This window comes from Brevibacterium sp. SIMBA_078 (genome assembly GCF_046534565.1).
In the GTDB taxonomy this organism is placed as follows: Bacteria; Actinomycetota; Actinomycetes; order Actinomycetales; family Brevibacteriaceae; genus Brevibacterium.
Map to the genome: position 1 here is coordinate 310666 of NZ_JAWRYQ010000005.1, position 21224 is coordinate 331889.

At 63.4% G+C, this 21224-nt stretch carries 19 protein-coding genes; 6 read left to right on the forward strand and 13 right to left on the reverse strand.

Translation table 11 applies throughout. The annotated features are described in order from the left end of the window. The first annotated feature begins 82 nt into the window (after positions 1-82). Positions 83-3061 carry an HNH endonuclease signature motif containing protein gene (locus SB749_RS18395; protein ID WP_410711572.1) on the forward strand — a complete coding sequence of 993 codons (2979 nt, stop codon included), beginning with the start codon at positions 83-85 and terminating at the stop codon, positions 3059-3061. Between the two features lie 191 nt (positions 3062-3252). Here the strand turns inward: SB749_RS18395 and SB749_RS18400 are convergent, their stop codons facing one another. After that, complete coding sequence (locus SB749_RS18400; protein ID WP_410711573.1) at positions 3253-4452, reverse strand: acetyl-CoA C-acyltransferase; 1200 nt, start codon at positions 4450-4452, stop codon at positions 3253-3255. Positions 4453-4503: 51 nt separating this feature from the next. Further along, positions 4504-5247 (reverse strand): SDR family oxidoreductase, encoded by a 744-nt coding sequence (locus tag SB749_RS18405; RefSeq protein WP_262774934.1) that lies wholly within the window; start codon positions 5245-5247, stop codon positions 4504-4506. A gap of 512 nt (positions 5248-5759) precedes the next feature. On the opposite strand from SB749_RS18405, the gene SB749_RS18410 reads away from it, so the two are divergent. The 5 genes from SB749_RS18410 to SB749_RS18430 all read left to right on the forward strand — a co-directional run bounded on the left by SB749_RS18410 (position 5760) and on the right by SB749_RS18430 (position 10379). Continuing rightward, positions 5760-6908 carry an ABC transporter substrate-binding protein gene (locus tag SB749_RS18410; RefSeq protein WP_410711574.1) on the forward strand — a complete coding sequence of 383 codons (1149 nt, stop codon included), beginning with the start codon at positions 5760-5762 and terminating at the stop codon, positions 6906-6908. 84 nt (positions 6909-6992) lie between these two features. Further along, positions 6993-7859 carry a branched-chain amino acid ABC transporter permease gene (locus SB749_RS18415; protein ID WP_410711575.1) on the forward strand — a complete coding sequence of 289 codons (867 nt, stop codon included), beginning with the start codon at positions 6993-6995 and terminating at the stop codon, positions 7857-7859. Continuing rightward, positions 7856-8905 carry a branched-chain amino acid ABC transporter permease gene (locus SB749_RS18420; protein WP_410711576.1) on the forward strand — a complete coding sequence of 350 codons (1050 nt, stop codon included), beginning with the start codon at positions 7856-7858 and terminating at the stop codon, positions 8903-8905. Before SB749_RS18415 ends, SB749_RS18420 begins: the two co-directional genes overlap by 4 nt. Further along, positions 8902-9675 carry an ABC transporter ATP-binding protein gene (locus SB749_RS18425; protein ID WP_410711577.1) on the forward strand — a complete coding sequence of 258 codons (774 nt, stop codon included), beginning with the start codon at positions 8902-8904 and terminating at the stop codon, positions 9673-9675. Before SB749_RS18420 ends, SB749_RS18425 begins: the two co-directional genes overlap by 4 nt. Beyond that, a complete protein-coding gene (locus tag SB749_RS18430) occupies positions 9675-10379 on the forward strand; it encodes an ABC transporter ATP-binding protein (RefSeq protein ID WP_410711578.1) in 705 nt (234 codons plus the stop codon). Before SB749_RS18425 ends, SB749_RS18430 begins: the two co-directional genes overlap by 1 nt. Positions 10380-10575: 196 nt before the next feature. On the opposite strand, the gene SB749_RS18435 is transcribed toward SB749_RS18430, so the two are convergent. The 11 genes from SB749_RS18435 to SB749_RS18485 form a co-directional block, all read right to left on the reverse strand. Then, positions 10576-11202: an L-threonylcarbamoyladenylate synthase gene (locus SB749_RS18435; RefSeq protein WP_101546252.1), complete on the reverse strand. Its 627-nt coding sequence runs from the start codon at positions 11200-11202 to the stop codon at positions 10576-10578. Between the two features lie 146 nt (positions 11203-11348). Next, the gene (locus SB749_RS18440) at positions 11349-12689 is read right to left on the reverse strand and encodes an AI-2E family transporter (RefSeq protein WP_410711579.1); all 1341 of its coding nucleotides are present in this window, start codon (positions 12687-12689) and stop codon (positions 11349-11351) included. Beyond that, positions 12690-14201 carry a ribosome biogenesis GTPase Der gene (der, locus tag SB749_RS18445; RefSeq protein WP_376906538.1) on the reverse strand — a complete coding sequence of 504 codons (1512 nt, stop codon included), beginning with the start codon at positions 14199-14201 and terminating at the stop codon, positions 12690-12692. It lies immediately after the preceding gene. Next, the gene (cmk, locus tag SB749_RS18450) at positions 14198-14857 is read right to left on the reverse strand and encodes a (d)CMP kinase (protein WP_410711580.1); all 660 of its coding nucleotides are present in this window, start codon (positions 14855-14857) and stop codon (positions 14198-14200) included. The genes der and cmk overlap by 4 nt, the downstream gene beginning before the upstream one ends. Then, a complete protein-coding gene (locus SB749_RS18455) occupies positions 14854-15942 on the reverse strand; it encodes a prephenate dehydrogenase (protein ID WP_410711581.1) in 1089 nt (362 codons plus the stop codon). Before SB749_RS18455 ends, cmk begins: the two co-directional genes overlap by 4 nt. Continuing rightward, positions 15939-16799 (reverse strand): pseudouridine synthase, encoded by an 861-nt coding sequence (locus SB749_RS18460; RefSeq protein ID WP_410711582.1) that lies wholly within the window; start codon positions 16797-16799, stop codon positions 15939-15941. The genes SB749_RS18455 and SB749_RS18460 overlap by 4 nt, the downstream gene beginning before the upstream one ends. Before the next feature lie 17 nt (positions 16800-16816). Further along, positions 16817-17470: an SMC-Scp complex subunit ScpB gene (gene scpB, locus SB749_RS18465; RefSeq protein WP_410711583.1), complete on the reverse strand. Its 654-nt coding sequence runs from the start codon at positions 17468-17470 to the stop codon at positions 16817-16819. Continuing rightward, positions 17460-18509: a segregation and condensation protein A gene (locus SB749_RS18470; RefSeq protein ID WP_410711584.1), complete on the reverse strand. Its 1050-nt coding sequence runs from the start codon at positions 18507-18509 to the stop codon at positions 17460-17462. Before SB749_RS18470 ends, scpB begins: the two co-directional genes overlap by 11 nt. Positions 18510-18526: 17 nt before the next feature. Continuing rightward, positions 18527-19393, reverse strand: a complete 867-nt coding sequence (locus tag SB749_RS18475) for a ParA family protein (protein ID WP_139908278.1) — start codon at positions 19391-19393, stop codon at positions 18527-18529. Positions 19394-19431: 38 nt separating this feature from the next. Beyond that, positions 19432-20382, reverse strand: a complete 951-nt coding sequence (gene xerD / locus SB749_RS18480; protein WP_410711585.1) for a site-specific tyrosine recombinase XerD — start codon at positions 20380-20382, stop codon at positions 19432-19434. A 6-nt stretch (positions 20383-20388) separates the two neighbouring features. Then, complete coding sequence (locus tag SB749_RS18485; RefSeq protein WP_410711586.1) at positions 20389-21153, reverse strand: NUDIX domain-containing protein; 765 nt, start codon at positions 21151-21153, stop codon at positions 20389-20391. Positions 21154-21224 lie beyond the last annotated feature (71 nt).

The window sequence follows — 21224 nt, forward strand, 5'->3', positions numbered from 1 at the left end:
TCATGGCGATAGACCATATAATTGAGACAGGCGACTTCCCTGACGACTGACTTCCACAGAGGCGTGGAGAGGTGAGAGGCCGATGAAGAACATCGGAGACAGCGACGGACGGGTATTCGGCCTGCCCGCCGCTCCCCCTGCGGAGGCGGACGGCCGAACTCTGTCCCAGTTCCGCCGCGCTCACGGACTTCGCGTGGAGGTCGCCGAGGATTACGAACTCGTCGACCTGCTGGATGCCTATACGCGGAGCAGCCTCGCGCAGGTCAATTCCCTGATCGCCACCAGTCATGTCGTGGCGCAGGACGTCGCCTACGCTCTCGGGCTCAAGGACGGTCAGCTCGACGCGGTCTACGAGTTCGCGTCGTTCACGGAAACGTCGACCCGTTACTCCTCTCCAGAATCACGCAGCACAATTGCCGCTCGCCACGAGAGGAAGGCTCAGACCGAAGCAGCCGACAGCAGTCCCGTCACGCGCCAAGGCATCAGCGACGAAGCCATCGACCAGAAGATCTGCGCCGTCGACATTCCCTCCGAGGATCTCTTCTCCACTCGCAGGACCTGGACCAACAGAGAGAATCTGGCATGGGCCCAGGCTGCGGCTCAGGTCGAAGCGGAATCTGGAACGAAAATCGGCGTCAGCGCCGGTCCGAAGAAGGACCGCGCCGCCGGTCGCCGCCTCCGCCGAGTCCGGAAGTTGGCCGAAGAGCTCTTGTCCGACCCCGCACTGCTGCCTGACTTTCCCGGTTTTGACCCGGAACTGACTTTCTTCACATGGCTGCGCGGCAGCATCGAGCCGACCGAGGCAGGCGTGTACTCAAGTCTCCTCGGCACGACCACGAGCAAGTCGCTTCAACACATGACCTCGTCGATGACGCTGGCGCATGGTCTTCCGCGGTTCCTCAAGCGCTGCCTGGCTGGAGACTTCACGATCGAACATGTCGACTGTGTGACTCGTGCATGCCGCGACCTGCACTTCAAGCACTTGCCTGCGATGGACGACTACCTCGCGCACAGGCGCGCCGACATCACGATCGAAACTTTCAAGCGCTCGCTCGCCCTGCACATTGCAGTGCTTCAACCGAGTGAGGATACGTTGAAGAGTGTTTCGCTGCGTCGCCGAGTTGACTTCTGCACCGGTGACGACGGAACTGCCTACCTCACGCTGACCGGTCCCGCCCCGGAGCTTCAAGCTTGTTTCAGGAGGCTCGATGCATTCGCTCGTGCAGTGCACAAGAACAATACAAGTGCGTTCTCGAACCAGCTCAAGGCAGGCGACTGCTTTGATGAGGAGCGTTCGGTCTCCGCTCTGATGTTCGACATCCTCACGCGCACCCGTCCTCAGCTGAAACTGCGCATCATCAGCACGAACGAGGCAGACGGCTCGTCGACGAGCTCCGACTTCTCCCTCGACGGACTCTTCGCTGGACCGGATGGAGTGCCGATGCACGAGGGCGAGTCGCTGCTCGATTACATCGAGCGGGTCTTCGACGATATGGACACGAACGGTGACGAAGGACCGACCGGTTCACGTATCGCCGAGACAGATGGATCCAGCCGCCAGACGCCCGTGTCGCACGGTGATTCCGACCGCGCAGCACGCCCGCTGCACGATGATCCCTTCTACCAGGCACCCGCACGCACCACACCGGCCGACCGCGTCTTCGAATCACAGCTGCTCGAGGCCATCCTCAGCAGCAACAACACCACGGATCGCGTCAAGGCAGACGGGCTCTCGGCTCTCGTCGGTTCGCGTGCCAGCGGAGCTCGCCCCACGGCCGAGGGCACCGCTGCCGCAACCGCGAATAGTGTCGACGCTTTCGACAATCCCATCCTCGATACCGGCGAGCGCCGCATCAGCTTCGAATTCCTGCTCGACATGCCGACCAGCGAGTATTGGTTGGCGAATCAGGCCAGCACCTTCATCACGGTTCCTATGCTGACTCTGCTCAGTCAGTTCCAGCCGGACGGCAATGGATCGCCACCACCGACCGTCGATCCATCGGGTTCGCCGCTGCCAACCGTCGATCCCCCAGATCAGCAGTCATCGCCCACTACACCACCGATACCAGAGCCAACCGACCCAATTTCACCGCTCACAGATCCCCCGTCTGATTCTGCGTCGACATCTCCCGACGCACCGCTGACCTCAGAAGAGGTGTGTGATCTGGCGGGCATGCTTCCAGACGGTTCACCGATACCTGCGGATATGGCACGACGGGTCGCGGGTTACTCCACCACCTGGACTAGGCTGCTGACCGACCCCGCGACCGGAACACCGCTCGATGCGAAGGCAACCTCCTACGCGATTCCCAACAGTGTGCGCAAAACTCTCGTCGCCCAGTTCGTGACGTGCACATTCCCCGGGTGCACACAGCCCGCTGAAGTGACAGAGGTCGACCATATTGATGCGTTCAATCACTCCGACCCGACCCAAGGTGGTCTCACCCGCTTCGGAAATCTCCATTGCCTGTGCAAGGCCCACCACCTGCAGAAGACCAACGGCAATTTCGACGTGCGGATGACTGAGCCCGGCCACCTCGAGTACGTGTTCCGGCAGGGTGTCACCGCAGAGGTCATCTCCCCGGACAACCCCATCAGCGTCGAGCATGCGCGGCTGTTCCTCGAACGATTCGGCAGCGGCCTGTCTCGACAGGTCCGAGCAGTCACACCGGAGCGGTCGAGCACAGAGGATCTGCTTGCCCACGAGTACGTCCCGGCGCCCGAACGCGATTCTGACATCGAGCGTGAACCTGACGTTGACCGTGGATCTGACGCGGAGCCGCCTAGTGCTCACGCTGAGCCATCTGGTGCTCACGGCGGTAGAGCAGATGCGGACCACCCTGTTCCCGGCGGCCGGAAGCAAGCGAGGGAATGCCCTGAACCCGCTGCCACCCCTGGAACCCCCGGCTGGAGAGAACTCGTTGCCGGGGATCTCTACACATTCACACTGAAGCCTGCGACGTGCACCCCCGATCAAGCATCCGGCGCCGGGCAAGCAGACGAGGACAACTCCGAGCTGCGCGACTGGTTCTGGGACTCGGGCGAAGCTCCGCCGTTCTGAGGCGGCATTCATCCGGCGAGGCGAGGAGCACCGCTTCACCCGGGTCTCACAGTGACGAAGATTCACCTCACGTGTTTGTCAGACACAACGAAGGCCGACGGTACTCGGATCAGAATCGATCCGAGTACCGTCGGCCTTCTCAGCTCAGCGGCATAGTTTCACTGTTCCGGCTGAACGGCTGGCTGAAACCCTCAGCAGACTTCGAACAGTGCGGCAGCGCCCTGCCCGCCGCCGATGCACATCGTGACGACGGCGTACTTCACTCCGCGGCGACGTCCTTCGATGAGTGCGTGTCCGACGAGACGAGCGCCGGTCATCCCATAAGGATGTCCGACGGAGATGCCACCGCCGTCGACGTTGTACTTCTCCGGGTCGATGCCAAGGCGGTCACGGCAGTACAGTGCCTGGACGGCGAAGGCTTCGTTGAGTTCCCACAAGCCGATATCGTCGATCGACAGACCATGGTTCTTCAGCAGCTTCGGAATGGCAAAGACGGGACCGATGCCCATCTCGTCCGGCTCGCAACCGGCCACAGCCATGCCGCGATAGATGCCCAGCGGTTCGAGTCCGCGTCGGCTGGCCTCATCGCTCGACATGACCACCGAAGCGGATGCTCCGTCGGAGAGCTGCGAAGCATTGCCGGCGGTGATGCTCGGAACCTTCGACGCCACACCGGGCTCGAGCACGGGGTTGAGTCCGGCCAGGCTCTCCAGAGTCGTCGACGGGCGGTTTCCCTCGTCGGCTTCGAGCAGCACATCCTGACGCGAGGTCTCCTTCGTCTCCTTGTCGACGACGACCTTCGTCGTCGGCAGGGGCACGATCTCGTCATCGAACCTGCCGGCTTCCTGAGCGGCGGCCGTACGCTGCTGCGAGGACAGGGAGTACTCGTCCTGAGCCTCACGGCTGACACCGTAGCGTTCGGCGACGACCTCGGCGGTGGCCAGCATCGGGTAGTAGATGCCCGGAATGCGTTCTTCAAGCCACGGATCCTTGGCCCGGAACATATTCATCTTGTCGTTCTGGACCAGCGACACCGACTCCACGCCACCGCCGACGGCGATCTCCTGGCCGTCGAAGAGGACCTGCTTCGCCGCGGTCGCAATGCCCATCAGCCCGGACGCACACTGCCTGTCGATCGACATTCCCGGAACCGTCACAGGCAGGCCGGCTCGCAGCGCCGCCTGACGAGCGACATTCGTACCTTGGCTACCCTGCTGGAGGGCGGCACCGAAGACGACATCCTCGACCTCACCGCCTTCCAGACCGGCACGCTCGACAGCATGCTTGATCGCGTGGCCGGCCAACTCCTGAGCTTGGGTGTCGTTGAACGCACCACGGTAGGCCTTGCCGATCGGCGTGCGCGCCGTCGACACAATGACTGCTTCTCTCATGGGACTCACCTTTCGAAGATGTTCGTGAACTCGTCGTGAGGACGGTGGCGATCAGTCCTTCGGACCGCCGGCGACGTAGATGACCTGACCGGAGACGAACCCGGCACCCTCGGAGGCGAGGAACGATGCGGTGTGGGCGATGTCCTCGGGCTTGCCCGATCGTGCCACCGGAATCTGCTGGACCGAGGCTTCGACGAACTCCTCGAAGCCCATACCTACGCGCTCGGCGGTGGCCTTGGTCATGTCGGTTTCGATGAAGCCGGGAGCGATGGCGTTCGCGGTGATGCCGAACTTGCCGAGCTCGATCGCCCAGGTCTTCGTGATTCCCTGGATACCGGCCTTGGCGGCGGAATAGTTCGTCTGTCCGCGGTTGCCCTGAGCCGAGGTGGAGGACATCGAGATGATGCGGCCGAACTTCTCTTCGACCATGTAGGACTGGACGGCCCGCGCCATGAGGAACGCTCCCCCGAGGTGGACGGAGAGGACCTTGTTGAACTCTTCGTGCGTCATCTTGAACAGAAGGTTGTCACGCAGGATGCCTGCATTGTTGACCAGAACGGTCGGCGCGCCGAGGGTCTCAGCGACCTGCTTGACCGCAGCGTTGACCGAGTCCTCGTCGGAGACATCGGCTTCGAGGCCGAGCGCTTCGCCGCCGGCTTCCTTGATGGCGGCAACGGTCTCATCGGTGGGGCCCATATCAAGAACGGCGACCTTGAGTCCGTCGGCTCCGAGTCGCTTGGCGATGGCGGCTCCGATGCCGCGGCCTCCACCGGTGACGATTGCTGTACGAGTCATGAACAAGCTCCTAAAGTTGATGTTGCGTCATTGCCGTGGGGAACCGAGTGGTCGACTGCGGTTCGCGTCTGCACCGGAACCGATGTGACACAGCTCTCCCATACAGCTAAGGCCACTGTAGACCAATTCCGCCACTGAACGATTGTTTGCTCACCTTTCAGACAGATAGCCGAGTCCAGCGCCTCAGAACCTCGACGCGGTTCTGCGAGGCTCGGCTCGCAAGCACCCCGACCTCGCCTTTTGTTCTCCTCTCCGGCTCGACCCGGCAGATTAACGAACGTTCAAAAATCTAGCGCAAAACCATTGACTTCACCAGGATGATTTGGAATTGTTCACATCAGTCGAAGTCCATTTCGGATTGACGACGACTCTGAGAACTGTCATTGACGACGTCTCGGACACCGTGTGGAGCGAACCCGTTCCAGGAGCTTTTCAAAGGAGAAAAGATGAACTCTGTCTCGCGAAGTCGCCGCCGCAGACTTTCGGCAGCCGCAGTTATGGGTGCAATCGCCTTGACTGCCACAGCCTGTGGAGGCGGTGGTGGATCAGGTGAGGGCGACACGGTCGTCATCGGCTATACCGGGCCGCTCAGCGGAGGTGGCGCCGCATACGGTGAGAACGTGAAGATCGGTCTCGAAATGGCCATCGACGATCTCAATGCAGACGGCGTAGAGGTCGACGGCAATCCCGTGACTCTGGAGTTGAAGTCCCTCGACGACAAATACGCACCATCCACTGCCGCCAGCAATGCTCAACGATTAGCAGATCAGGACAAGGCGCCGGTCGTCGTCTCCCCGAACGCCGGAGCCATCAAGGCGATTCAGCAGATCAACAGCGGCAGGTCGAACTTCCTCATCTCCGCCTACACCTCTGACCCGGCCATCGTGCAGGCCGACAACCCTCTGACGATGATGATTCCTCCGAACTTCGAGTCCTATGCCGAGGAATTCTCCGAAACTGCCATGGAGCACGGAGGCAAGAAGCTCGCTCTGCTGGGAACTCAGAGTGAGTACGGACAACAGTGGACCAAGTCGATCAAGGATGCGTGGAGTGAGGCCGGTGGGAAGATCGGCGGCGACAACAGCGTCGACTACGCCACCGTGTCCGACTTTGCGGGCCCCGTCTCGAAAGCCCTGTCAGAGAAGCCCGACGCCATCTTCGTCGGCGGACCTTCCCAACCGACGGCGCTGATCATGGAGGAAGCTCGAAAGCAGGGCTTCAAGGGCAGCTTCCTCGTCATGGACCAGGCGAAATTGGATGAAATGGCCACGGTGACGAAGCTCGACAATCTCAAGAATTCGGTCGGCGTCCTGCCGGTCTCCGAATATGAGGATCCCGGTACCAAGGACTTCCTGAAGAAATTTGCTGAGAAGGCCGGAGAGAAGAAGGTTCCGACCAGTGAAACGGCGCTGAACTACCAGGGAATTGCGATCATCGCGAAGGCGATGGAAACCGCTGGGACAACCGACGACCCTGAGAAGATTCGCGAAGCCATCGGTGAAGCGCTGCCAGAGGTCGACGACAAGTACAAGGTCAATGGCTTCCCGAACGAGATCACGGAACAGGGACACCTCCTCAATCCCGATCTGGAGGCAACCTTCCTCAATGAGGACGGCAAATACACCAAGGTGCCGATCGAACAGGTATCCGACGAAAAGTAACTTCCGTCAGCGGCTGTATTGAAGGTGAGGCGCACGAGTGCGCCTCACCCGGCCGAACTCATGCCTGCAGAGGACCCGAAAATCATGACCCTCTTCATCCAACAGCTCTTCAACGGCCTCGCGCTGGGCGGCGTCTACTGCCTCGCTGCGATCGGTCTGACATTGGTGTTCGGAGTGCTGCGCATTCCCAACCTGGCTCACGGTGCGCTGTATATGCTCGGCGCCTACATCACCTATTTCTTCCTCACGACCGTCGGCGTTCCCTATATCGCCGCGATCGGCATCGCGGCGATCATGCTCTTCCTCGTCGGTGTTGGGCTCGAACGCCTCGTATTCCACCCCTTGCGCAACTCCCCGCATACCCACCACATGATCGCGGCCGTCGGTGCGATGTTCTTCTTCCAAGCACTGGCTCAAGCGATCTGGGGTGCTGACTTCCGACGTATGGACACACTTATCACCGGCGAACTGCGCATCCTCGGTGCCGAGATCTCTGCTCAGCGGATCGTCATCATCGTCACTGCGGTAATCGTCTTGGCGCTGTTGGCGCTGTTCATCAAGCGGTCCATCCACGGCCAGACGATCGAAGCGATCGAACAGGACCGCGTCGGTGCATCGCTGGTCGGCATCAACCCGTCGATGGTATCGATGCTGACGCTGGGGCTGTCCGCCCTGCTGGCCACGATCGCGGCGGGCCTCGTCGCACCGATCAATCTCCTGTCTCCGACGATGGGCGATGCGCTCAACCTCAAAGTGTTCGCCATCATCATCCTCGGTGGTCTGGGTTCGCTTCCCGGCGCCATCGTCGGCGGATTCGCACTCGCCATCGCAGAAACGATGACGGCGACCTACATCTCCTCAGCCGTCGGAGAAGCCGTGGCATTCGTCGTTCTCGTCGCTGTGCTGGCCATCAAACCGAATGGACTGTTCACGAAGGCGGTGCAGCGATGAGCTCAATGAAGAATCCTCGGATCATCGGCACCATCGCCGTCATCGTCCTGCTCGGCCTGACGCCCCTGGCGTTTGCGCAGGAGAACTACGCGATGCGAGTGATCACCGTCGGCATGTGCGCGGCGATCGCTGTCTACGGCCTCAACATCATCCTCGGCTTCACCGGACAGCTGAACCTCGCCCAAGGCGGGTTCTTCGGCATCGGCGCCTACGGAGTCGGGCTGCTCACCACCGACTACGATTGGAGCTTCTGGACCGCATTCGTCGCAACCGTCATCGGAACTGCGGTCATCGGCTACCTCTGCGGGCTGATCGCCCTGCGGACGAAGGATGAGTACTTCGCCATCTTCACAATGGCCATCGGCTTCATCATCTTCCTCGTCATCAGCCGTTGGGAGTCCGTCACCCACGCACATTCCGGCGTCAACAACGTGAAATTCCCCGAAGGCGGAGGACTCATCGACTTCGAATCTCCGGTTGCGATGTTCTACCTCGTCTTCGCCATCCTGCTCGTGTGCATCTACACGACGTACGCGATTCGGCGCTCGAGTGTGGGCCGCACACTGCTGAGCATCAGGACGAGCGAAGATCTGGCGGATGCGATAGGTGTGCGCGTCGGATTCAGCAAACAGCTCGCATTCGCCGCCTCGGCTGTCCTCGGAGGAATCGGCGGCGGACTCTACGCAACTGTGGTCGGATTCATCGGCCCCCATGCGGCATCGATCGACAAGACCTTCGAATTCCTCATGTTCATTCTCGTCGGAGGCATGGGCACTGTCGCGGGTCCGCTGCTCGGAAGCATGATCGTGACATTCCTGTTCGAACTCTTCCAAGACTTCCAGGCCTATCGATTCATCGTGCTGGGTCCCATCATCGTCGCCCTCGTGATCTTCGCGCCGCGGGGAATCGTCGGATACCTCGGCGGGTTCGTCGATAAACGCAATCGACGGCGCAGGAGCGCAGAAGCCCGCCGCTCGGAACACGACGAGCCCACATCGCCGGAATCAGCTGCCTCAGTCGGCCCCCACTCCGAGGAGAAGAAATGACTCTGCTCGAAATTCGCGGTCTCGGTAAGCGCTTCGGCGGGCTCGATGCGGTCAAGGACGTCAGTCTGGACGTCGAGGCAGGTCAGATCACCGCAGTGATCGGTCCCAATGGAGCAGGCAAGTCAACGCTGTTCAACCTTGTCCATGGTTTCTATCGGCCCACAGCCGGGACCATCAGCTTCAAAGGTGAGGACATCACACATTCGTCTCCACACCGGACTGTGGCCGGCGGCATTGCCCGCACATTCCAGACAACGAACCTGTTCGATGACAGCACTCTGTTGGAAAACGTCTTGGCTGGTCGAATCGTCCGTTCGAAATCCAACGTCTTCGACGCGGTCTTCCACACGCCTCGCCACCGTCGTGAATCACGCATCAACGAAGACAAGGCGATGGAATCTCTTGAGTTCTGCGGCGTCGCGGAATATCGGCACGATCTCGCGTCCAACGTTCCTCAGGAGGTGCAGAAGCGCACCGCAGTGGCCATGGCACTGGCCACAGAGCCCGAGCTGCTGCTGCTCGACGAACCCGCCGGCGGCATCCCCGAAGAGGAGACTGTCGATTTCGGCAATCTCATTCGGTCGTTGCCACAGCGAGGCGTCTCCGTCCTCCTCGTCGAACACAAGATGACGATGATCATGGACCTCGCGGACACGATCCTCGTTCTCGACCACGGGCAGAAGCTGGCCCTCGGCGCACCTGCGGAGATCCAATCGAATCCGGATGTCATCCGCGCCTATCTCGGTTCGACAGCACAGGAGGAGAACTGATGCTCACTCTCGACAATGTCAGCACCGGGTACGATGCCACCGATGTGCTCCATGGGGTGAGCATCACGGCGAACCCAGGAGAGCTCACCGTGGTCCTCGGTGCGAACGGATCCGGCAAGACGACGCTCTTCAAAACCATCAGCGGACTCATGCGTGTTCGTGCCGGGTCGATCACCTATGAGGGACGTCAGCTTCATCGAGCTCGCCCGAATGCCATCGTCAAGGCCGGTATCGCGCACTGCCCCGAAGGTCGCCATCTGTTCGGCAAGATGTCGGTGGAGAAGAATCTGCGTCTGGGTTCTTATCCGCACCGGAACAGATCGCGGACGGAAGAGGTCTACGCTGAGGTACTCGATATGTTTCCGATCCTCAATGAGAAGGCGAAGCAGCCGGCAGGCTCCCTGTCCGGCGGTCAGCAGCAGATGGTCGCAATCGGACGAGCACTGATGTCAGACCCGAGCCTGCTGATCCTGGATGAGCCGTCGATGGGCCTGGCTCCCATCGTCGTCGAGCAGGTCCTCGAGTCAGTCGCTCAGATCAATCGAAACGGCATCGGCGTCCTGCTCAGCGAGCAGAACGCGAAGGCATCACTGGCGATCGCCCACAGAGGATACGTCCTTGCGGAGGGGCGGATCGTCCTCGCTGATGATGCTTCCCGGCTGCTCGACAACCCCGAAGTGCAGGCGGCCTACCTCGGTCTCTGACAAGTGAACGCCACCCATTCGTTCAGGGAGGCAGCGCAGAACAAGAATCTCGCCGAGGCGGCTTGGCCACCTCGGCGAGATTTCATTGAGTTGATCTGTCCTGTCGTTCTGGATATCGGTCACGCATTTTCAGCCCGGCAGGCACGGTCGGTGCCCTCAGCCCGACCCGGTCAAAGCGACCAACGTTCCAGCTGTCTCATTCGTCTTGGAACCGGGAGACGTCCCCGGCTCCGACGCGAGCTACCTCGGGGTATCGGCCGGTGAAGTCGATGACCGAGGTCGGCACGACTCCGGGGACACCGGACTCGATGACGATGTCGAGGTCATTGCCGAGCTGGTCCATGACATCCTCGGCGTGGGTCAGCGGATCCTCATCGCCGGGCAGCAGCAGCGTCGAGGACAGGATCGGCTCCCCCATCGCCTCGACGAGGGCGAGTGCCGTGACGTTCTGCGGAATCCGAGCGCCGACCGAATGCTTCTTCGGGTGCATCATCCGGCGCGGGACTTCCTTCGTTGCCTTCATGATGAATGTGTACGGCCCCGGCGTCATCGATTTGATGGCTCGGAAATCGGAATTGTCGACGATGACGAACTGACCCAGCTGAGCGAAGTCATGGCACATCAGCGTGAAGTGGTGCTTCGAACCGAGGTGCCGGATGCGGGTGATCCGCTCGATGCCTTCCTTGTTGTCCAAAGCGCAGCCGAGGGCATAACAGGAATCCGTGGGATAGGCGATCAGGCCACCGTTCCTGAGTGACTCAGCGGCCTTCTCGATCAGTCGGTCCTGTGGGTTCTCCGGATGGATATTCAGTAGTGTCGCCATACTTCATGCTAACCACTCTGCCGGCACAGTGCGAGGGGTTGACGGACGACCGACCCCACAGCACAGGATCGCAGGCCTCATCCGACCGAAACGACGTGCATGCCCAGGCGAAACGTCAGGCGTTCTGCCCAGGCCCGCGGGCCTCGTCAGGCCGAGGTCACTGGTTTCTTCAGGCCTTTGACCAGTTCGGCTCGACCAGTGCGCGGATCGGAGGCGAGCAGGATATTGACCCACCTGGCCCTCGGATCCGCGTCGACCAGCAGAGCCTTGATCAGCAGAGTCGCCGGCAGCGCCAGCAGAGCGCCGAGCCAACCGAGGACCCACACCCAGAACAGCAGGGACAGGAACGAGATCAGCGGGGTCACACCCACCGACTCACCCGTGAACTTCGGCTGGATGATCGCCTGGATGACGAAGTTGAGCACGCTGTAGGCGATGACCACCCACAGGGCCGACTGCCAGCCGCTGTCGACCAGCGCCAGCAGAGCCGGTGGGATCAGGCCGATGACGAAGCCGATGTTCGGGATGTAGTTCGTCAGGAATGCGAGCACTCCCCACACCCAGATGAGCGGGACGTCGATGATCGCCAAGGCGATGACATCGAGGAATGCGACGATGAGGCCGAAGACCGTGGCCACCACCCAGTAGCGGCGGACGCCACTGGCGAAGTCGCCGATCGACGCCGACAGCGAGGGCTTCACATCGAGCAGCATCGCCATCCGCTTGTCGATGCCCATCGAGTCCATCGCCACGAAGAACACCGCCATGATCACCGTGGTCAGCAGGCCCGCAACCGACGACAGGTTCGTCAGCAGCGGGTAGACGGCGTCGAGGACGGAGCGGACGTCAAAAGCCGAGAGCTGCTGTTGGATCACCGAGGAGGTCACCCCGATGTCCGACAGCAGCGCCAGAGTGCTCTGGTAGGTGGCCACGAGTTCGTTGCTGTAGCTGGGGATGAGGATGACGAGCTCGGCGACAGACCATGCCGTGAGGCCGAAGAACGCGAAGATCATGCACAGCACGAGCACGACCGAGATGCACGCCCCGATCGCCCGCGGCACCTTGATCCGGGTGAGCGCCCGCTGCACCGGGTAGACGACGATGTAGAAGTTGAGCGCGAGGAACACCGGAGCCACGATGTCCTGGAGTCCGCGGAAGAACATCAGCGCGTACGCCAGCCCTGCCAGCGTCACCGCGATCATCAGCGCTCGCGCCGGTGGCCGCGTGTGCCAGGGCCGCGCCTCGCCCGCTGCGCCGGAGTCGGCACCAGCTGCTTCATCGGCCGCCGTGCCCGCCACAGTTCCAGAAGCCGTGCCCGCCGTTGCATCGGAAGAAGTGGATCCCACCGTCACCGAGGCGGCCGAACCGGTCCGGTCCCCCGCCGATCGTGAGGACGGCGCAGGCTCGGCCGGGCGCGCGGCATCGCCGGCTGATCCGGCCGCACCGTCAGCGGCGCCCGACGCCTTCGCCTGCTCGTCCTCGTTCATTCAGCGTCCCCGACGCTTCTCGCGGATGCGCATCGACACCTCGATAGGGGTGCCCTTGAATCCGAAGGTCTCGCGCAGGCGGCGGATGATGAACCGGCGGTAACCGGGGTCGAGGAAGCCGGTGGTGAAGAGCACGAACTTCGGCGGACGCGACTGCGCCTGAGTGCCGAAGAGAATGCGCGGCTGCTTACCTCCGCGCACCGGGTGCGGGTTGGCTGCGACGAGCTCGCCGAGGAACGCGTTGAGTCGTCCCGTCGGAATGCGAGTGTCCCAGCCTTCGAGAGCGGTCTCCATCGCCGGCACGAGCTTCTCCGCATGACGTCCGGTCTTCGCCGAGATGTTCACGCGCGGTGCCCATGCCACATGGCCGAGATCCCGTTCGATCTCCCGCTCCAGATAGAAACGACGTTCGTCGTCGAGCAGATCCCACTTGTTGAACGCCAGCACCACGGCACGTCCCGCCTCGACGGCGGTCGTGACGATGCGGACGTCCTGCTCGCTCAGCGGATCCTGAACCTCCATGAGGACGAGAGCCACCTCGGCGCGTTCGAGTGCGGTCTGCGTGCGCAGCGCTGCATAGAAGTCGGCGCCGCTGGCCTGATGGGCACGACGGCGGATACCGGCAGTGTCGACGAAGCGCCACTGCTTCCCACCGAGCTCGATGAGCTCATCGACAGGATCACGAGTGGTGCCTGCGACATTGTCGACGAGCACCCGGTCGGAGCCGATGAGCTGGTTGAGCAGGGACGACTTGCCGACGTTCGGGCGACCGACGAGGGCCACCCGACGCGGTCCGCCTTCTTCGACACGGGTGTCGACGGCCGAGACCTCCGGCAGGATCGTGAGCACTTCGTCGAGCAGGTCGGCGACTCCCCGACCGTGCAGAGCCGAGACGGTCCACGGCTGGCCGAGGCCCAGGCCCCAGAGTTCGGCGGCCATGAGCTCGCCGCGCTCGTCGTCGACCTTGTTTGCAGCGAGGAGGACCGGCTTCTTCTTCCGGCGCAGCATCTTCACGACCATCTCATCGGTCGAGGTCGGGCCGGTCGTGGCATCGACGACGAGGAGCACGGCATCGGCCATGTCCACGGCGACCTCGGACTGGATCGCGATCCGCGAGGCCATGCCCTTCGAATCCTGGTCCCAACCGCCGGTGTCGACGAGGGTGAATTCCTTCGTGTTCCACTCCGCCCGGTAGCTCACGCGGTCACGGGTGACTCCCGGAACGTCCTCGACGACGGCTTCGCGGCGGCCGAGGATGCGGTTGACCAGCGTCGACTTGCCGACGTTGGGACGGCCGACGACGGCCAGCACAGGTGCGGCACCGAGCGTTTCATCGTCGTCTTCGTCGAAGCCGTAGGCGCGCAGCAGCGCACGGTCCTCGTCTTCGAGCTCGTAGCTTTCGAGTCCGGCCTCGAGCGCGGTCGCGCGCTGCTCGGCCTCCTCGTCGCTGATGCTCTCGACACGATCGACGAGGTCTTCGTCGGGTGTCTCGTGGAATTCGGATTCGCTCATTGTGAGTCCTTCACCAGCTGCAGCACCGTCTCGACCACCTGGTCGAAGTCGATGTCGCTGGTATCGAGTGTGAACACTCCGTCGGCGGCCTCTAGGAAGCTCGTCGTGGCGGAGTCCTTGGCGTCACGGCCCGTGACGAGGTCTTGGGTGGCGGCGATCGCCTCGGCGTCGGCATTGCCGTGCACTTCCTTGGCCCGGCGGGCCACGCGGACCTCATCGCGGGCGGTCATGAGGATGCGCACATCGGCATCGGGGGCCACCACGGTCGTGATGTCCCGGCCCTCGACGACGATGCCCTCGGGTGCGGCGGCGATATAGGCCCGCTGCATCTCGATGAGCTCCTCGCGGGCGTCGATGACACCGGAGACCGTCTGCACGTTCGCCGAGACGTCCTCACCGCGGATGTCCTCGGTGACGTCGATGTCGTCGACGGAGACGAAGAATTCGTCGGGGCTGAGCGAAATCTCCAGATCCGCTCCGCGCACCTGTTCGAGCACGTCGACGGGGTCGGTGACTCCGCGGTTGAGGCACAGCCACGCCATCGCCCGGTACATCGCACCGGTGTCCAGGTACTGGCAGCCCAGTCGACGCGCCACCTCCTTGGCGGTGCTCGACTTGCCCACTCCGGACGGTCCGTCAATGGCTACGACGCTCATGCAGTTCCTTCTTTCTCGATGGCGGATTCGGGGATCTGCCATCCCTTCGACAGCAATCCGATCTCCAGCTCCTGCTGGATGGCCGGGACCACGGACACGTCGACCATGCCCAGTTTCCGACCGGAGGCGTGATCCATCCGGAAGTCCTCGACATTGACGCCGAGGTCGCCGATGTCCTTGAACAACCGGGCCAGCATTCCGGGCGTATCCGGAACCAGGATCGTGACAACAGCATAGGTGGTCGGCGGCTGCCCGTGCTTGCCGGGAATCCGGTCGTGCCCCTCGTTTCCCAAGGCGATCGCCTTGGCGAGCAGCCCCGTCGACCCGGGTCCGAGTTCGAGTGCACCGATGACCTCGTCGAGCTCGGTGCGCAGATCGACGAGGACCGAACGGACCTCTTCGGCGTTCCCGGTCAAGATCTGCGTCCACAGACCCGGGTCCGAAGCGGCGATACGGGTGACATCACGCAGTCCCTGCCCGGCCAGCGAGATCTCCTCGAGCGGCGCGTGCCGCAGCTGGGAGGCGACGAGGGAGGACACGATCTGCGGCACATGCGAGACCTTGGCAACCGCGGCATCATGGATGCGCGGATCAAGGTGGAGCACCGAGGCGCCCGTGTCCTCGGCCATGGCGATGACCTCGCCGAGGCGGTCGGCCGGGGTGTCCTCATCCGAGCAGATCACCCAGGGGCGGGCTGTGAACAGGTCCGACTGGGCGGCGATCGCTCCGGACTTCTCGCGTCCGGCCATGGGATGGCATCCGATATAGCGATCGAGCTGAGGTCCCGTGACCAAATCTCGCACCGCCTCGAGGAGGCGGGTCTTCACGCTGGCGACGTCGGTGACCGTGGCGTTCGGGTAGTCCTCGAGCGCCGAGGCGATGACCCGTGCGGCGACATCGGGCGGAGTGGCCACGACGACGATGTCCGGGTGGTCGGGTGAACCGACCTGACCGGCACCGAGGTCCGCGGCTAGCTGCTGCGCGGTCGGCGAGGTGTCTTCGAGGGTCACCTGATGGCCTTTTGCGCTCAGCGCCAACCCCAGGCTGGCACCGAGCAGGCCGGTGCCGATGATGTGGACTCTCACAGACCGACGGCCTCGAACAGTGCGCCGACCTCATCGGAGCGCAGCGGGCGGATCTTGCCCTGCTTCTGCTCGTCGAGGACGATCGGACCGAACTTCAGCCGCACGAGTCGCTCCACCGGGTGGCCGATCTCGGCGAGCAGGCGGCGCACGATGCGGTTGCGGCCGGAATGGAGGGTGAGTTCGACGACGGACTTCCCCGGAGTCGAATCGACGAGCTTGAAATCATCGACCTTGACGAAGCCGTCCTCGAGGTCGATTCCGGCCTTGAGGATGGCACCGGCATCCTTCGCCAGCTGCCCCTTGACCTTCGCGAGGTAGGTCTTCGGGATCTCGTAGCGCGGATGGGCCAGGCGGTTGCTCAGCTCCCCGTCATTGGTGAGCAGGATGATGCCCTCGGTCTCGGTGTCGAGACGGCCGACGTGGAAGAGGCGCTCGGTGTTGCTGCGCACATAGTCGGCCAGGCAGGGGCGGCCCTCGGGGTCGCTCATGGTCGACACGACTCCCGCGGGCTTGTTGAGCACGAGGTAGACCTTCTTGGTCTGTGTCGAAATTCTCACTGTGTCCACGTACACGGACTGTGTTTCGGGGTCGATCCGGGTGCCCAGTTCGGTGATGATGGACCCGTCGACCTCGACACGGCCGTCGGCGATGAGCTGCTCACAGGCACGGCGTGAGCCCAGACCCGCCTCGGCGAGCACCTTCTGCAGCCGCACACCCCCGCTGACGTGGGCGTCTGATGTCTGACCGGCTCCCGAACCGCCCTTGCTGGAGGCCTGATTCGCCGTCGCTGCGCGCTGTTTTCGGCTGGGTCGGTTCTGGCGCCCGCCGGGGGCGCGGTGATCACGGTAGGGACTCATACTTCCATTCTCTCAAATCAATCAGCGACTCGTGACATCTCGGCGGCCGAATCGGAGTCTTCGTCGAGATCGTCATCAAGGGCGCCGCCGATCTCGGCGAGCACCTCGGTGTCCTCGGCGCCGAGTTCGGCGACGTCGGCGTCTTCGGGCAGGTAGGGGGCGATATCGGGCAGGTCGTCGATCGCGTTCATGCCCATCGTGTCGAGGAACGTACGCGTGGTGGCATAGAGCAGCGCCGAGGTGGACGCCTCCTTGCCGGCTTCGACGATGAGTCCGCGCAGCAGCAGGGTGCGGATGACGCCGTCGACGCTGACTCCGCGGATGGCTGCGATGCGGGGCCGGGAGATCGGCTGCCGGTAGGCGATGACTGCCAGAGTCTCGAGCGCGGCTTGGGAGAGCTTCGCACTCTGCCCGGCCGTGAGGAAGTCCTTGACGACCTCGTGGTAGTCGCCGCGGGAGAAGATGCGGAAGCCGCCGGCGACATGGCGGATCTCGAACCCGCGCTGCCGGTGGTGCTCATCCCCGTCGTAGTCGGCCTTGAGCGTCTGGATTGCTTCTTCGACGGTGTCCGCATCGAGGCCGAGGGAACTTGCGAGGTCTTCGGCAGTGACGGCCGAATCGGTGATCATGAGTACGGCTTCGATGCCGGCGAGGATCTCGTCATCGATCATTCTGTGCTCCCCCATCGTCGTCGTCATCTGCGTCTTCGTCGCCCGCTTCGTCGTCGCCTGTCTCTGCAGTGAGTTCGCCCGCACTGTCTGCGGCCACTTCGTCTCCGCTCCAGTCGCCTTCGGTGCGCAGGTCGACTCCGTCTTCGTTCATCTCGGTGCGGTGGATGAGCAGCCGTCCCAGAGGTTCGGGCTGGTCGAAGTCGCAGAGGCCGACCTTGAACAGTTCGAGCAGAGCGAGGAACCTCGCCACGACGACCAGGGTGTTCTCGGCTGACTCGAGCAGATCCTGGAAGTCGACGTCTCCGGCGCGCAGCAGGGACAGGATGTGCCCGCGCTGTTCGGAGACGCTCACCAGCGGCAGGTGGATGTGGTCGACGGCCACACTCGGCGGGGTGTGGTCGCGTTGGAGCACGGTGGCGAAGATTCCGGCAAGCTCACCGGGACCGATGTTCAGCTCCAGCGGCGGCAGCACATCCTGGAACTCCGGTTCGAGGTCGACATCGCGTGGGGCCCGGATCGACCCGGCTGCCATCGCTTCGGCCAGGTACCCGGATACGGACTTGTACGCCTTGTACTGCAGCAGCCGGGCGAAGAGGAGATCGCGGGCCTCGAGCAGCTCGAGGTCGAGCACCTCTTCACCGTCTTCGTGAGGCAGCAGGCGTGCCGTCTTGAGGTCGAGCAGGGTCGCGGCGACGAGGAGGAACTGGGAGATCTCGGCGAGATTCGCCTGATCCTTCAGCTCAGTGGTGTAGGCGATGAACTCATCTGTCACCTCGGCCAGCGCGATCTCCGTGACGTCGAGGCGGCGCTTCGAGATCAGTCCGAGCAGCAGGTCGAAAGGGCCGGTGAAGTTGTCCAACCGCACCTGGAAACCCTGCGCAGAGTCATTCTCGGAGGCCATGTCATCGCCGGGCGCCGTGTCATCGCCGGGCACATTGTCAGTGACGGAATCAGCGCCATCGCCGACGACGACGTCGGCATTCGCGGGTGCGTCCTCCGAGGCGACGCCACCACTCGAGGCAGACGCCGCTTCCTCCACATCTGTTACGGAGTCGCTCAGGGTGCGCCTCCGCGGGCGATGAGCTCCCGGGCGAGTCGGCGGTAGGCTTCGGAGCCGGCGTGCTTCGGGGCGAAGCTCGTGATCGGTTCGGCGGCCACGGAGGCGTCGGGGAACTTCACGGTGCGGTTGATGACGGTCTCGAAGACCTTGTCACCGAAGGCTTCGGTGACTCGCGACATGACTTCCTTCGAGTGGAGGGTCCGCGAGTCGAACATCGTGGCGAGGATTCCGTCGACCTCGAGCGAGGGGTTGAGCCGGTCCTGGACCTTCTCGATGGTCTCGACGAGCAGGGCGACACCGCGCAGGGCGAAGAACTCGGTCTCCAGCGGGATGACGACACCATGGGCGGCGGTCAGAGCATTGACGGTGAGCAGTCCCAGCGAGGGCTGGCAGTCGATGAGGATGACATCGTATTCGTCGGCGACCTTCGACAGGGCTCGGGCGAGCACCTGCTCGCGGGCGACCTCGCCGACGAGCTGGACTTCGGCGGCGGAGAGGTCGATATTGGCCGGCAGGATGTCGATGTTGTCGAATTCCGTTTCGACGATGACCTCGTGCGGGTCCAGTCGCGGGTTCATCAGCAGGTTGTAGATGCTGATGTCGAGCTCATAGGGATTGAGTCCCAGTCCGACCGACAGTGCGCCCTGCGGGTCGAAGTCGACGAGCAGCATCTTGCGGCCGTAGGCGGCCAGAGCCGCACCGAGGTTGATCGACGAGGTCGTCTTGCCGACCCCGCCCTTCTGGTTGACCATCGCGATGATGCGGGCGGGTCCGTGCGAAGCCAGGGGTGCCGGCTCCGGGAAGTCCTGGGGCTCGTCTGCGGTCCGCTGCTGGGGGATCTCCAACGCCTCTTGCGTATTCATCTCTCGGATGGCCACCTTTCGTTGCTCTACGTCCAACCCTACCGCGCCCGGGGGTGCGAGGTCGCGTACACTTCCCGCAGTGTCTCCTCTGAGACTTTCGTATAGATCTGCGTCGTCGTCACCGAGGCATGGCCGAGCAGCTCCTGGACGACGCGGATGTCCGCACCGCCCTCGAGCAGATGCGTGGCGAACGAGTGCCGGAACGTATGCGGAGACACCTCGGCGTCGATCTTCGCAGCCTCTCCGGCGTCCTTGACGATCTGCCACGCCGAGACTCGGGAGAGCCGGGTTCCGCGTGCATTGAGAAACAGCGCCCCGGCCGGAGCCGAGGATCTCGCTTTCGCCGCCATCGACGGGCGCACCCGTGACACCCACGCTCCCAGGGCTCGGGAGGCGTGGGATCCGAAGGGCACGATCCTCTCCTTCCCGCCCTTGCCGTAGAGCCGGACGAGTCCGGAGTCGAGGTCGAGATCGTCGAGGTCGACTCCCACGGCCTCGGAGATGCGCGCTCCCGTGGCGTAGAGGAGTTCGAGCAGGGCCGCGGCCCTGATCTGCACGGGTTCGTCACCGTCGGTGGTCGCGATCATCGCTTCGATCTCGTCGAGGGCCAAGGCTTTGGGCAGGCGCAGTCCTTCCTGCGGTGGGCTGACCTCGGAGGCCGGGTCCGAGGGCGCGAGGTTCTCCCCGAGGGCGAAGGTGTGGAATCGTCGCACCGCGACGAGTGCGCGGGCACGACTCCGCGGTGCCAATCCCGAATCGAGCAGGTGGAGCGCATAGCTCTCCACCTTCTGTCGATCGACCTCGCCGAGGCGGCTCACCCCGTCCTCGGTCAGCCAGGTTCCGTACCGGGCGAGGTCACGAGCATAGGCATCGATCGAGTTCATCGACAGTCCCCGTTCGAAACGCAGGGAGGACAGATAGGACGCAAAACCGCGACGCAGATCGTCAGGCAGATTCTCTGGCAGCAGTTCAGCACCGTGCCGGGCCACGGGTTATCAGTCCTCGCCCGTGCCGACCTGCGTGAACAGGCCATCCTCACCAGCGGAACCGGTCGTCTCCGCCGACGCCGAACCAGTCGTCTCGACGGTGGCACCACGACCGAATTCGGGACGGCCGTCGACGAGTCGCCTCGGCGCATCGACGGGACGGAACTCCACCGGTGCTCCCGCCGCTTCGGCGCGCAGCACCCGGTCGACCTGGAAGATCGCGAGCTGGGCGATCGCGTTGGTGATCCGTCCATCGGTCACGGCTTCGAGTGCGTCGTCGATGCCGACCCAGGCGTAACGGAAGCCCGCCTCTTCTTCGCCGCGTTCGTGACGGTCGGCTTCGGGAACGGAGGACAGCCCGCGGGCCAGGTAGAGACGCATCGTCTCCGAGCTGCCGCCCGGTGTCAGGCAGGAGTCGCTGAGGACGTCCCAGTGGTCGGCCGTGAGGTCGGCCTCCTCGACGAGTTCCCGCTTCGCCGCCTCGAGCGGGTCCTCGCCGGGCACGTCGAGCAGACCGGCCGGGACTTCCCACAGCCTGGCCCGGACTGGGTGCCGGTACTGCTGGGCCAGCAGGATCCGCTGCTGGTCATCGACGACGGCGACGCCGACGGCACCGGTGTGCGCCATGAGGTCGCGGACGAGTCCGGGCGCCTCGGGCAGGTCGAAGGTCTCCTTGCGGATGTCCCACACCGCGCCTTCGTAGACGACCTCGGAGTGGGTGATCGGCGGGATCACCGGATCGTCCTGCAGGATCTCATCGTGCTGAGTGCTCATCGGCTGCCTCTCGAAACTCGACGGTGGTGGAACGGCGAATGCCGCCGGCGCTCTGGCCGACGGCATTCGTT